The organism is Aeromicrobium sp. Leaf272, assembly GCF_001422865.1.
Taxonomy (GTDB): Bacteria; Actinomycetota; Actinomycetes; order Propionibacteriales; family Nocardioidaceae; genus Aeromicrobium.
Genome location: NZ_LMMY01000014.1, coordinates 254,357 through 266,844, shown reverse-complemented (window position 1 = coordinate 266,844; position 12,488 = coordinate 254,357). Strand labels below are relative to the sequence as shown.

At 72.4% G+C, this 12,488-nt stretch carries 12 protein-coding genes; 3 read left to right on the top strand and 9 right to left on the bottom strand.

All coding sequences use genetic code 11. The features are described 5' to 3' along the window. Nucleotides 1-102: 102 nt before the first annotated feature. The 4 genes from ASF38_RS14165 to ASF38_RS14150 all read right to left on the bottom strand — a co-directional run bounded on the left by ASF38_RS14165 (nt 103) and on the right by ASF38_RS14150 (nt 5,097). Entirely contained in the window at nt 103-1,125 is a 1,023-nt protein-coding gene (locus ASF38_RS14165) for a hypothetical protein (protein ID WP_055967174.1), read from the bottom strand. 130 nt (nt 1,126-1,255) lie between these two features. Continuing rightward, nucleotides 1,256-2,716, bottom strand: a complete 1,461-nt coding sequence (locus ASF38_RS14160; protein WP_056576807.1) for an SDR family NAD(P)-dependent oxidoreductase — start codon at nt 2,714-2,716, stop codon at nt 1,256-1,258. 5 nt (nt 2,717-2,721) lie between these two features. Then, nucleotides 2,722-4,440, bottom strand: coding sequence for a dihydroxy-acid dehydratase (gene ilvD, locus ASF38_RS14155; RefSeq protein ID WP_056554059.1), 1,719 nt, complete (start codon nt 4,438-4,440; stop codon nt 2,722-2,724). A 57-nt stretch (nt 4,441-4,497) separates the two neighbouring features. Beyond that, entirely contained in the window at nt 4,498-5,097 is a 600-nt protein-coding gene (locus ASF38_RS14150; protein ID WP_056576804.1) for a hypothetical protein, read from the bottom strand. Between the two features lie 111 nt (nt 5,098-5,208). Here ASF38_RS14150 and ASF38_RS14145 point away from each other — a divergent pair, with 111 nt between their 5' ends. Further along, the gene (locus tag ASF38_RS14145) at nt 5,209-5,808 is read left to right on the top strand and encodes a Pycsar system effector family protein (RefSeq protein WP_056576801.1); all 600 of its coding nucleotides are present in this window, start codon (nt 5,209-5,211) and stop codon (nt 5,806-5,808) included. On the opposite strand, the gene ASF38_RS14140 is transcribed toward ASF38_RS14145, so the two are convergent. Then, on the bottom strand, nt 5,802-6,482 hold the full coding sequence (locus ASF38_RS14140; protein WP_056576798.1) for a transcriptional regulator: 681 nt from the start codon (nt 6,480-6,482) through the stop codon (nt 5,802-5,804). The genes ASF38_RS14145 and ASF38_RS14140 overlap by 7 nt on opposite strands. 56 nt (nt 6,483-6,538) lie before the next feature. Between ASF38_RS14140 and ASF38_RS14135 the strand changes: the two genes are divergently transcribed. After that, nucleotides 6,539-7,390: a RimK family alpha-L-glutamate ligase gene (locus ASF38_RS14135; protein ID WP_056576795.1), complete on the top strand. Its 852-nt coding sequence runs from the start codon at nt 6,539-6,541 to the stop codon at nt 7,388-7,390. Nucleotides 7,391-7,465: 75 nt separating this feature from the next. Continuing rightward, nucleotides 7,466-8,362, top strand: coding sequence for an alpha/beta fold hydrolase (locus tag ASF38_RS14130; protein ID WP_056576792.1), 897 nt, complete (start codon nt 7,466-7,468; stop codon nt 8,360-8,362). Between the two features lie 12 nt (nt 8,363-8,374). Here the strand turns inward: ASF38_RS14130 and ASF38_RS14125 are convergent, their stop codons facing one another. Genes ASF38_RS14125 through gatC form a run of 4 tightly spaced genes read right to left on the bottom strand, consistent with a single transcriptional unit; the run spans nt 8,375 to nt 12,401 of the window. Beyond that, complete coding sequence (locus tag ASF38_RS14125; RefSeq protein ID WP_056576789.1) at nt 8,375-9,034, bottom strand: vancomycin high temperature exclusion protein; 660 nt, start codon at nt 9,032-9,034, stop codon at nt 8,375-8,377. A 39-nt stretch (nt 9,035-9,073) separates the two neighbouring features. Then, complete coding sequence (gene gatB, locus ASF38_RS14120; RefSeq protein ID WP_056576786.1) at nt 9,074-10,609, bottom strand: Asp-tRNA(Asn)/Glu-tRNA(Gln) amidotransferase subunit GatB; 1,536 nt, start codon at nt 10,607-10,609, stop codon at nt 9,074-9,076. Then, nucleotides 10,606-12,102 (bottom strand): Asp-tRNA(Asn)/Glu-tRNA(Gln) amidotransferase subunit GatA, encoded by a 1,497-nt coding sequence (gene gatA / locus ASF38_RS14115; RefSeq protein ID WP_056576783.1) that lies wholly within the window; start codon nt 12,100-12,102, stop codon nt 10,606-10,608. Before gatA ends, gatB begins: the two co-directional genes overlap by 4 nt. Then, nucleotides 12,102-12,401: an Asp-tRNA(Asn)/Glu-tRNA(Gln) amidotransferase subunit GatC gene (gatC, locus tag ASF38_RS14110; RefSeq protein ID WP_055967141.1), complete on the bottom strand. Its 300-nt coding sequence runs from the start codon at nt 12,399-12,401 to the stop codon at nt 12,102-12,104. Before gatC ends, gatA begins: the two co-directional genes overlap by 1 nt. Between the last annotated feature and the right edge of the window lie 87 nt (nt 12,402-12,488).

Genomic DNA, 12,488 nt, shown 5'->3' with positions numbered 1-12,488 from the left:
GCCCGGAACCCCCGCCGGGCCCTCTTCCGCCCACGGCCCGGAACCCCCGCCGGGCCCTCTTCCACCCACGGCCCGGAACCCCCGGCCGGGGGCGGCACCGCGTCAGCGGACCTTGCGCGTCGTCGTGCGCACCGTGGCCTTGGCGTAGCCCGGGGCGGTGGCGACCACGCGGACGCTCACCCGGTCACCGCGGAGCTTCTTGCGCAGCGTCAGGCGAGGGCTGGTCGTGGTCGCCACCCGACGACCGTCGGCGTACCAGACGTGGGTGACCTTGGTCCCCGGCGCGGCCCAGCACCGCGACCGACTGGCGACGAGGGTGCGGCCGACCTTGGCCTTGCCGGTCAGGGTGACCCGCGAGCAAGGGGCGTTGCGGCCCTGCACGACCACCGCGGTGCTCGCGCTCGTGTCGTTCGACGTGGTCGTGTTGGGCAGGTCCACCCCGACGCGGACCGAGAGCGAGCGCCCGAGCTGGCTCGCCGTGGGCGCGAAGGTGCGATCCGTGGCCCCGGCGACGGGCCTGCCGTCGGCGAGCCACTGGAAGGTGAACAGGTCGTCGGTGACCGGCATCGGTCCACCGAACCAGTCGTCCTCGACCGTCCACTCCTGCGGGTCCGCCGTGAGCGTCCATCCCACCTTCGGCGTGCCCTTGACGTAGGGCCGCCAGGTGGCGGTGGCTCGGCGCGGGAGGTTGCTGCCGTCGAACCGGACGACGTCGAGTCCGTCGAGGTCACGACCCGCACGGACGTCCACGACCGTGGCCTCGTCCTCGCGCAGCGTCCCGCCGAGCCACATGGCGGGGATGCCCGACCTCTCCTCGGCCGGGACGGCGCGGATCCGGTAGCGGCCGTCACGGACGCCGGCCAGTCGGTAGGAGCCGTCGCTCGCGACAGCGGTGTCGACCTGGTCACCGGCACCGTCGACGGGGACGGCCGTGACCGTCCACGGCGTGGCGTCCCAGGCGCTGCCGTCGGCCTGGACGAGCCGTCCCGCAAGGTTTGCCCCGGAGTCGTCGGCCGCCGCGGGGCCAGCCACCAGCGCCACTGCCACGAGGACGGGTGCGACCACGACCACGACCACCCGACCCAGGCGTCCGACGCCCCGACCGAACCTCGACCTGCTCGACATGGCGGCCCTCCCCTGCTCTCCGCTCTTGGAGAGTAGGGCGCCCCAGGACGCTGACGCCGCTCCGCGGATCTTTCCGGGACCAAAGCCGGCGAAGTCCATGACCTAGGTCAAGTGGACCGTCCGACCACGCTCACCAGGGTGAGACGTCGTAGTCCTTGAGGAAGACGCCGTGCACGTCCTCGCCCGCCTCGCCCCGCACGATCGGGTCGTACACGCGCGCCGCACCGTCGACCAGGTCGAGGGGAGCCTTGAAGCCCTCCTCCGCCAGGCGGACCTTCGTGGTGTGCGGCCGTTCGTCGGTGATCCAGCCGGTGTCGACCGCGGTCATGAGGATGCCGTCGGACTCCAGCATCTCGCCCGCGCTCGTGCGCGTGAGCATGTTGAGCGCGGCCTTGCTCATGTTCGTGTGGGGGTGCCCGGGTCCCTTGTACCGCCGGGAGAACTGTCCTTCCATCGCCGAGACGTTCACGACGTACGTGCGCCGCGCGGGAGAGGCCGCGAGCGCAGGCCGCAGGCGGCTGATCAGCAGGAACGGCGCCGTCTGGTTGCACAGCTGGACCTCGAGCAGCTCCAGCGCGTCGACCTCCGAGACGGTCTGCACCCAGCTGTTCGTGTCGACGACGTCGGGCACCAGTCCCCCGGCGTCGATCCGGCTGAGGTCGGCCGACCCCGCGGTGAGCGCCTGCTCCAGACGATGGGTCCGCTCGGTGAGCGCGTCCGCCGTCGAGGCGTCGCCGGCCAGCACGGGGTGCGACTCGACCGAGCCGACGAGTGCGGCGGGGTGCAGGTCGCTCGTGTGGCCGAACGTGACGAGCTCGGGTCCGCCTGTCTCGTAGGTCAGCCCGGGCGGGAGCGGGGCGTCCTCCGCCTCCGCCAGAGGACCGTAAGCGCCCGGCGAGCGACGGACGGTCTGCGCCGCGTTGTTGATGAGGATGTCGAGGTGACCACGGGACGCGAGGTCGTCGGCCAGCCCGACCACCTGTGCCGGGTCACGCAGGTCGATGCCCACCACGCGGAGCCGGTGCATCCAGTCGGCGCTGTCGGGCAGCCCGGCGAATCGCCGCACCGCGTCGCGCGGGAACCGGGTCGTGATCGTGGTCTCGGCGCCGTCGCGCAGCAGCCGCAGCGCGATGTACATGCCGATCTTCGCGCGACCGCCGGTCAGCAGCGCCCGACGCCCCGTGAGGTCGGTGCGCGCATCCCGCTTGGCGTGGCTCAGGGCCGCGCACTCCGGGCAGAGCTGGTGGTAGAACGCGTCGACCAGCGTGAACTTGCGCTTGCAGACGTAGCAGCCGCGAGGCACCTGCAGGACCCCGGCGGTCGCTCCGCGGGCCGTGGACGTCAGGGCGATCCCGGCGGTCTCGTCGTCGATGCGCTGCGCCGAGCCAGTGGCGGTCCGCTCCACGACTTCACGATCGGCTGCGGCCGTCGCGTCCCGCGCCGCCTTGCGACGCTGCTTCTTGACGTCCTTGTAGAACCGACCGCAGGCACGACGCAGCGCGACGTACGACGCGTCGTCCTCGGTGAGGTGCTGCGCCTCACCGAGCACCTTCAGGGCGGTGGCGAGCTCCTCGTCGGTGAAGTCGGCCACTCCTGCTACCCGGTGACGGCGCCGTGCGCCGCGGAGCTGACCAGCTTGCGGTACTTGGCGAGCACGCCGGACGTGTACTTCGGGGCCATGGGCTCCCAGCCGACCTTGCGACGCTCGAGCTCGTCGTCGTCGATCTCCACCTCGAGGGTCCGGTTGGCGACGTCGAGCGTGATCGGGTCGCCGTCGGCCACGAAGGCGATCGGTCCACCGTCGACCGCCTCGGGCGCCACGTGCCCGACGCACAGGCCGGTCGTGCCGCCGGAGAAGCGGCCGTCGGTGAGCAGCAGGACGTCCTTGCCCAGGCCTGCGCCCTTGATGGCGCCGGTGATCGCGAGCATCTCCCGCATGCCCGGACCGCCCTTCGGACCCTCGTTGCGGATGACCACGACGTCGCCGGCGGCGATGGTGCCGTCCTCCAGCGCGTCCATGGCGGCGCGCTCGCCGTCGAAGACCCGCGCCGTCCCGGTGAAGACGTCGGAGTCGAAGCCGGCGCTCTTGACCACGGCTCCCTCGGGCGCGAGCGAGCCGCGCAGGATCGTGAGGCCGCCCGTCTTGTGGATCGGTGCGTCGAGCGGGCGGATGATGTCGCCGTCCAGACCCAGGTCGATGTCAGCCAGGTTCTCGGCCATGGTGCGACCGGTGACCGTCATGACGTCGCCGTGCATGAGCCCCGCGTCGAGCAGCGCCTTCATGATCACGGGGATGCCGCCGACCTTGTCGACGTCGTTCATGACGTAGCGGCCGAAGGGCTTGAGGTCGCCCAGGTGGGGCACCTTGTCCCCGACCCGGTTGAAGTCGTCGAGCGTGAGCGGGACGCCGGCCTCGCGGGCGATCGCGAGCAGGTGCAGCACGGCGTTGGTGGAGCCGCCGAGCGCCATGACGACGGTGATGGCGTTCTCGAACGCCTCGAGCGTCATGATGTCGCGTGCGGTGATGCCGCGACGCAGCAGCTCGACGACGGCCTCGCCGGACTTCTCGGCGTAGTCGTCACGACGGCGGTCGGGCGCCGGCGGGGCGGCCGAGCCGGGCAGGCTCATGCCGAGCGCCTCGGCGGCCGAGGCCATCGTGTTGGCGGTGTACATGCCGCCGCACGCGCCCTCGCCCGGGCAGATCGCCCGTTCGATGCGGTCGACCTCCTCGCGGGTGATGAGACCGCGCATGCAGGCGCCGACGGCCTCGAAGGCGTCGATGATCGTGACGTCCTTGCCGTCGACGTTGCCCGGCATGATCGAGCCGGCGTAGAGGAACACGCTGGAGAGGTCGAGCCGGGCGGCGGCCATGAGCATGCCGGGCAGGCTCTTGTCGCAGCCGGCCAGCAGCACGGAGCCGTCGAGTCGCTCGGCCATCATGACCGTCTCGACGGAGTCGGCGATCACCTCGCGGCTCACCAGCGAGAAGTGCATGCCCTCGTGACCCATGCTGATGCCGTCGGAGACGCTGATGGTGCCGAACTCGAGCGGGTACCCGCCCGCGGCGTGCACGCCGGTCTTCACGGACTTGGCGAGCCGGTCGAGCGAGAGGTTGCAGGGCGTGATCTCGTTCCAGCTCGACGCGACGCCGATCTGCGGCTTCACCCAGTCGTCGTCGCCCATGCCGACGGCACGCAGCATGCCGCGCGCGGCGGTCTTCTCCAAGCCGTCGGTGACGTCGCGGCTGCGGGGCTTGATGTCGACGCCGGGCTCCGGCGTCGGGGCAGGACGGCTCTCGGGGGTCTCGCTGGGCATGGGCTGATCCTACGACCGGGGTCTGCGACCCCGTCCCCGGCTGCCACCGACACCCGGTCAGGAGGTCGCGGCGTCGGCGCGGGCGAGCAGTCGGACGGCCAGGGCGCGTAGGCGGTCCTCGTCGTCGCGACGCGCGACCTGCAGGCGAGCGCTCATGGCCTGGGGCGAGATGCCGAGCTGCTCGGCGGCTGCTCGCTGCGTGGCGTGGCGCCGCACCTCGTCGACCGCCTCCTGGCCGTCCGGCGACCGGTCCACGACGAGCCGGCCCAGCACCTGCAGGACGGTCTCGGCGTCGAGGGCGTCCTGGGCGTCGCGACCCTCACCCGCCTCCAGCGCCACGCCCGCGGTGCACCGTGCTGCTCGCTCGACCGCGATCCGAGCCGCGAAGAGCGCTGGACCCCGAGCGGCGCGGACCGAGGGCGGTGTCGGCGAGTCGACGTCCCCGACCCCCACCCCGATCCACCAGCGGCCGGTGCGGGCCACCTGGGTGACCACCTCGACCGCGACGTCCGGCACCGAGACGAGGCCCTGGACCTCGTCGCCCACGGTGCGCTCGAATGCGCGGACGGTCTCGGCGCCGGCGAGGAGGTCGAGGAGCCCCGGCACCCCGTCGTCGGACAGCCGGCTCCCCCGCTGGTCGATGGTGAGGGCGTACATGGATGCAGTCTATCAACCCATGAGCCTTGATTCATGTGAATCAAGGACTGAGGCTTGATTATGCGGTGGGGTGTCGCCACCCCGTGGCACGATGGCGCGCGAGGAGATGCCATGACCGATGCGACCGACGACGTCAGCCGACGCCCGACCACCGGCGACGCGCCTTCGCCTGCGCCCGAGCCCGCCGACGTCACCGCGCCCGACCACGACAGAGCGGTCGGGGCCGGGCCGCTGGAGGTCGAGCTCAGCATCCTCGCCGAGGCCCGCAACGAGGTGGGCGCCGCCGACCACAAGGCGTCCATGGTGCTGGCCGTCCTCGGCATCGGCTTCGGTGCGCTGCTCGCGGGCCTGCTGGCCCGGGACTGGAGCCCGGCGGAGCTCGAGCCGTTCGGACGCGTCGTCTGGACCGTGGGCGCACTGCTCGCGGGCGGGTCCGTCGGTGCTGCCGCGTGCGCGGTCTGGCCTCGCTTCACCGTTCCCCCGCCGTCGGCGCACGTGTACTACTGGGGGCACGTGGCGGCCTTCGCCTCCCGTGACGACCTGGACGAGACCCTCGACGCCCACCCGCCGACGCTGCCCGCCCGCACCCGGCACCAGCTCTACGAGCTGTCGAGGATCGTGGCGCGCAAGTACCACTGGGTGAGGGTGGCGATGCGCCTCGCGGGCGCCTCGGTGCCGTTCTTCCTGCTCGCCGCACTCACCGGCTACTGAGGGTCGGGGCCGGCCACCGCTCCCTGGAGCAGCAGCGCGTGGGCGTGCAGCACGGCGTAGGCGCCGCTGCGACGCAGGTTCTGCGAGACCGCGGAGGGGCTGATGCCCTCCCGCTCGGCCAGCTCGGCCTGGGTGCGTCCGTCGAGCACACCGCGCAGGAGGCGACGGGAACGGACCGGCATGCCCGTCACGATCTCGTCGCGCAGCAGCAGGAACGCGTCGACGTACGCCTGGTCGGGGCGGTCCGGGTCGGCGGGTGCGTCCGGCGCGACGACGAACCAGGTGCGCAGCGTCCGGTCCCGCGCGGTCTCGCGGGCCTTCGCCTCGTCGATGGCGTCGCGTGCCGCCCACCATCCGGGGCCGTCCTGGAGCAGCCCCACCACACCCGTTCCCAGGTGCTGCACGGCCCCCACCCCGATCCCGGCCCGCGCATCGAGCGCCTCGGGCAGCTCCAGACGGAGCAGCAGGGTGGCCCGCAAGGCCTCCTCGACCGTGCGGTACCGGGCCTGGGCCTCATCACCCAGTGTCGGCTCGAGGGGTTGCTCGGCAGGTACCGCGTCGTTGACCGCCGCCAGGGCCTGCGTGAACACCCGGTGCACCCAGGCGCGATCACCGTGGCGACGCGACCCGACGAGGTCCACGATCACCGTCACCCGCGTGTGAACCTCGACCATGGAGATAAGCATATGCGTTCAGGTAAGACAGAACCTGGACCTGGCAGGATGGGGTGATGCGCATCGCTTGGGCCTGCGGGGCCGACTTCCGCGAGGTCGATGCCGACCTCCCCCTGCTCACCGCCGCCGTCGCGGAGGTCGGGATCGACGCCGAGACCGCCGTCTGGGACGACCCCGACGTCGACTGGGGCTCCTACGACCTCGTGGTCGTGCGCTCGTGCTGGGACTACGTCCCGCGGCGCGCGGCGTTCCTCGCCTGGGCCGACAGCGTGCCTCGGCTGGCGAACCCGGCCGGCGTGCTGCGCTGGAACACCGACAAGACGTACCTGCGGCAGCTCGTCGAGGCCGACGTGGCCGTGGTCGAGACGGCCTGGTCCGTCCGGTCCGCCGGGGCGTTGCCCGAGGCCGACGAGTGGGTCGTGAAGCCGACCATCTCCGCCGGATCCGCCGACACGGCGCGCTGGAGCGACCCCGAGCGGGCCGTCGCCCACAGCCGCAGCCTGCTCGACGCCGGCCGGCCGACCATGGTCCAGCCGTACGTCGCCTCCGTCGACACCGAGGGCGAGACCGGTCTGCTGCTCTTCGGCCCGACGTACTCCCACGCCTTCCGCAAGGGCGCACTGCTCGTGGACGAGGGTGATCCACGCGGGCTGCCAGAGCTGAAGGAGGACATCGCGTCGAGGGACGCCTCACCCGAGCAGGTGGCCTTCGCCGAGCGCGCGGTGTCGGTGGCACGCGACCTGGTGGGCGACGACCTGCTCTACGCCCGGGTGGACGTGGTGACCGGACCCGACGGCGACCTGCGACTCATGGAGCTCGAGCTGACCGAGCCGTCGTTCTTCCTCGACCACACCCCCACCGGCGCGGCGGCGTTCGCGACCGCCCTGCAGGGTCGGCTCGGCGCCTAGGGTGGTTCGGCCGCGAGGCACCGGTTCCGGCGAACGCGTTGCGGGCGGGGGCCGGAGGAGGCAGGATCGACGCCCGTGACCTCGACTCCCGGACTCGTGCGCTTCTACGACGTGACGAGTGCCGACGGCACGCGCCTGAGGGCCTGGACGAACGACGCCGACGGCCCCACCGTGCTCCTGTGCAACGGGCTGGGGACCAACCCCTACGCGTGGCCCACGCTGCTGCGTCCGGACTGCGGCGTGCGCGTCGTCTCGTGGAACCACCGCGGCGTCGGCGGGTCGGCCCGACCCAAGGACGGCCGGGTCGATCTCGACGCGTACGTGGAGGACGCCCTGGCGGTCATGGACCACGCCGGGATCGAGTCGGCCCCCCTGCTGAGCTGGTCGGCCGGGGTGACCGTGGCCTTCGAGCTGGCCGGGCGCCACCCCGACAGGGTGAGGGGGATCCTGGCCGTCGCGGGCGTGCCGGGCAACACCTTCGGCACGATGCTCGCACCGCTGCACGTCCCGCCGTTCCTGGCGCGCCAGCTGATGGTCGGCCTGGCGCGCATCACCACCGTGACCGGGCACGGCATCGCCCCCCTCACGACCCGGATCCCGTGGACGCGTTCCACCACCAACATCCTGCGTCGCACCCGACTCATCGACCCCGCGGCCGACACCGCGGAGCTGCAGGCGATGGTGAAGGAGTTCTGCACGACCCACCCCGCCTGGTACGCGAAGCTCGCGCTCGGCGTGGCCGAGCACTCCCGCGTCTCGCTCTCCTCGATCGACGTGCCCACCACGTTCGTCTCCGGCCGGTGGGACGTGCTCACGGGCGCCCGCGACATGTACACCGCGTCGCAGGCCGTGAAGCGCTCCCGCTACCGCGAGCTCGACGCCACGCACTTCATCCCGGTGGAGCAGCCCGAGGTCGTGCGCGAGGAGCTGCGGATGCTGCTCGAGCGCATCGACGCGCTGCGCGGAGCCTGAGGCCGCACCCGCTCAGGCCGGCTCGTCCGCCCACGAGGCGCGGCCGTCACCGGTGATGGGGATGGCCGGGCCCGGGGTGACCCGGGGCCGGAACGTCGCCTCGCCGAGGCCGCGGACGCGGGCGATCCACTCGCGCGCACGTCGACCGCCCTCGCTGACGACGTAGCCCTCGACGTCGAGACCGGCCGCGACGCCCAGGTCGACCGTCCGTGCCGCGTAGACGCCCTGGGTGACGACGATCGCGTCCTCGACCCCGAACACGTCCCGGGCGCGCCGCATGGTGTGCCACGTGCTGAATCCCGCGTAGTCGGTGAAGACGTCGGCCGCGGGCACGCCGGCCTCGAGCACGGCCAGACGCATCGCGTCGGGCTCGTTGTAGGTGCTGGTGCCGTTGTCGCCCGACAGGAGGATCTTCTCGACGAGGCCCGCGTCGTGGAGGGCCACGGCAGCGCGCACGCGCTCCTCGACGGGCCGTCCGAGCGTGCCGTCCGGATAGACGCCGGCACCCGGCACGATCACGACCTGGGCCGGGCCGAGGTCGTCGACGTCACGCGTCAGGTCGTCGAAGGTCCGACCCACGACCACGAGGTTCGCGACCACCACCGACGAGCCGACGAGCGCGGTGACGGCGAGACCCGCGATCCGGAGGACGCGCGACGTGGACCGGCTCACGGGCCGACGCCGTCCGGAGCGCTCGTCATCGTGACGGGCTCATCCGCCGAGCTTCTCGAGGATCAGCTCGCGCACGCGCCCGGCGTCGGCCTGGCCCCGCATCTCCTTCATGACGGCGCCGATGAGCGCACCGGCGGCCTGCACCTTGCCGTCGCGGATCTTCTGGGCGACGTCGGGGTTGGCCGCGATGGCGGTGTCGACGGCAGCACCGAGCGCGCCGTCGTCGGACACGACCTCGAGCCCGCGCGCGGTCACGACCTCCTCGGGCGTGCCCTCGCCGGCCAGCACGCCCTCCAGCACCTGTCGGGCGAGCTTGTCGTTGACGCGACCGGAGTCGATCAGGGCCTGCACGCCCGCGACCTGCTCCGGCGTGACGCCGAGCTCGTCGAGGCCGGTGCCGGACTCGTTGGCGCGGCGCGCCAGCTCGCCGAGCCACCACTTCTTCGCCGACGCCGGGGTGGCCCCGGCCGCGACCGTGGCCACGACGAGCTCCAGCGCGCCGGCGCCCACGGTGTCGCGCATGTCGAGGTCGGTGAAGTCCCACTCCGCCTGCAGCCGCTTGCGTCGCTCGGCCGGCGGCTCGGGCAACGTGCCCCGCAGCTCGTCGACCCAGGCGCGCGACGGCGCGACCGGCGCGAGGTCGGGCTCGGGGAAGTAGCGGTAGTCGTCGGCGTCGGACTTGGGCCGACCCGGCGAGGTGGTGCCGTCGGACTCGTGGAAGTGCCGCGTCTCCTGCAGGATGCTCTGCCCGGCGTCGAGCACGCCCGCGTGCCGAGACACCTCGAAGCGCACCGCCCGCTCGACCGAGCGGAAGGAGTTCACGTTCTTGGTCTCGCTGCGGGTGCCGAGCGTGGACGAGCCAGTGGGCTTGAGCGACAGGTTCACGTCGGCACGCAGCGAACCCTGGTCCATGCGGGCGTCGGAGACGCCGAGCGCCACCATGAGGTCGCGCAGGTGCTGGACGTAGGCGCGTGCCACGAGCGGGGCCCGGTCGGCCGGCACCTCGATCGTGCGGGTGACGATCTCGATCAGCGGGATGCCGGCCCGGTTGTAGTCGAGCAGCGAGTGGTCGGCGCCGTGGATGCGTCCGGTGGCACCGCCGACGTGCAGCGACTTGCCGGTGTCCTCCTCCATGTGGGCGCGCTCGATCTCGATGCGGAACGTCTCCACCCCGCCGTCCGGCAGGGGCACGTCGAGGTCGACGTAGCCGTCGAAGGCGATCGGCTCGTCGTACTGCGACGTCTGGAAGTTCTTCGGCATGTCCGGGTAGAAGTAGTTCTTGCGGGCGAACCGGCACCACTCGGCGATCTCGCAGTTGAGCGCGAGCCCGATGCGGATGGCCGACTCGACCGCCTTGGCGTTCACGACGGGCAGTGCGCCCGGCAGGCCCAGGCAGACGGGGCACACCTGGGTGTTCGGCTCGGAGCCGAACACGGTGGCGCAGCCGCAGAACATCTTCGTGGCGGTGTTCAGCTCGACGTGGACCTCGAGCCCGAGGACCGGGTCGTAGCGCTCGATCGCCTTCTCGAACGGCACGAGCGCAGGTGTGGTCGTGCTGCTGCTCTGGGTGCTCATCGGGTCGCTCCTGCGTCGATCTCGCTCAGCTGGGGGGCCGTGACGAGCCGCTCCAGGGCCGCCCCCACGTTGTACAGACGGTCGTCGGCCTGGGCCGGGGCGAGCACCTGCACGCCGACCGGGAGACCCGTGTCGCTCGCGAGCCCGACCGGGAGGCTGAGTCCCGGCACGCCGGCGAGGTTGGCCGGGATGGTGGCGATGTCCTCGAGGTACATGGCCAGCGGGTCGTCGCTCTTCTCCCCCAGGCGCCAGGCCGTGGTGGGAGCGGTGGGCGAGACCAGCACGTCGACCTGCTCGAACGCAGCCGCGAAGTCGCGCGCGACGAGCGTGCGCACCTTCTGCGCCGAGCCGTAGTAGGCGTCGTAGTAGCCGCTCGAGAGGGCGTACGTCCCGAGGATGATGCGGCGCTTGACCTCGTCGCCGAAGCCGGCGTCACGGCTGACGGCCATGACCTGCTCGGCGCTGGGGCCGTCGACGCCGTCGGGCGCGACGCGGACGCCGTACCGCATGGCGTCGAAGCGGGCCAGGTTGCTGGACACCTCGCTCGGCATGACCAGGTAGTAGGCGGCGATGCCGTGCACGAAGCTCGGGCACGAGATCTCGACGATCTCGGCGCCCGCCTTGGCGAGCAGCTCGACGGACTCGTCGAAGCGCTGCTGGACGCCGGGCTGGAAGCCCTCTCCACCGAGCTCCTTCACGACACCGATGCGCAGCCCGGCGACGTCGCCGCGGCGGGCCGCGGCCACGACGTCAGGCGTGGGCGCGTCGATGCTGGTGGAGTCCATCGGGTCGTGTCCGGCGAGCACCTCGTGCAGCAGGGCGGCGTCGAGCACGGAGCGGGCCATCGGGCCGACCTGGTCGAGGCTGCTGGCCATGGCGATGACGCCGTAGCGCGAGACACCGCCGTACGTCGGCTTGACGCCCACGATGCCGGTCATGGCGCCGGGCTGGCGGATGGATCCGCCCGTGTCGGTGCCGAGGGCCAGGGGCGCCTCGTAGCCGGCCACGGCGGCCGCGGACCCACCGCTGGAGCCGCCGGGGATGCGCTCGGTGTCCCAGGGGTTGCGCGCCGGCTTGTAGGCCGAGTGCTCGTTGGACGAGCCCATGGCGAACTCGTCGAGGTTGGTCTTGCCGAGGATTGGCAGACCCGCGGCACGCAGACGGCTGACGACGGTCGCGTCGTAGGGCGGGACCCAGCCCTCGAGGATGCGCGAACCGGCCGTGGTGGGCTGGCCGACGGTGTTGATGAGGTCCTTCACGGCCACCGGGACGCCGGCGAGGGTCGCCAGCTGCTCGCCCGCTGCGCGCCGCGCGTCGACGTCGGCCGCCGTGGCCAGCGCGCCCTCGGCGTCGACGTGCAGGAAGGCGCCGAGCCGCTCGTCGACGTCGGCGATGCGGTCGAGGTGGGCCTGGGTGACGGCCACGGACGTGAGGGTGCCGTCGACGAGGCCGTCGGCGATCTCGGCGGCCTCGAGCCGGGTGAGGTCGCTCATCACTCCTCCCCGAGGATCTGCGGGACGAGGAAGCGCTGCTCCTCGCTCGCCGGGGCACCGGCGAGGGCCTCGTCGGGCGTCAGACCGGGACGGACCTCGTCGGCACGGAACACGTTGCTGATCGGCACCGGGTGGCTCATCGGCTCGACGTCGTCGGCAGCGGCCTCCTGGACGGCGGCGACGTGGTCGAGGATCGCCGGGAGCTCGGCGCCGAGCCGGTCCAGCTCGTCCTCGCTGAGCGAGATGCGCGCGAGGCTCGCCAGGTGGGCGACGTCCTCACGCGAGATGGCCGACGACATGCGTCTCCCTTGCAGGCTCGGGTGCGGGTACCGACCCATCGTAGTGACGTGTCACCTGGCGTTCACCACGCTCCCCTAGCCTCCCGC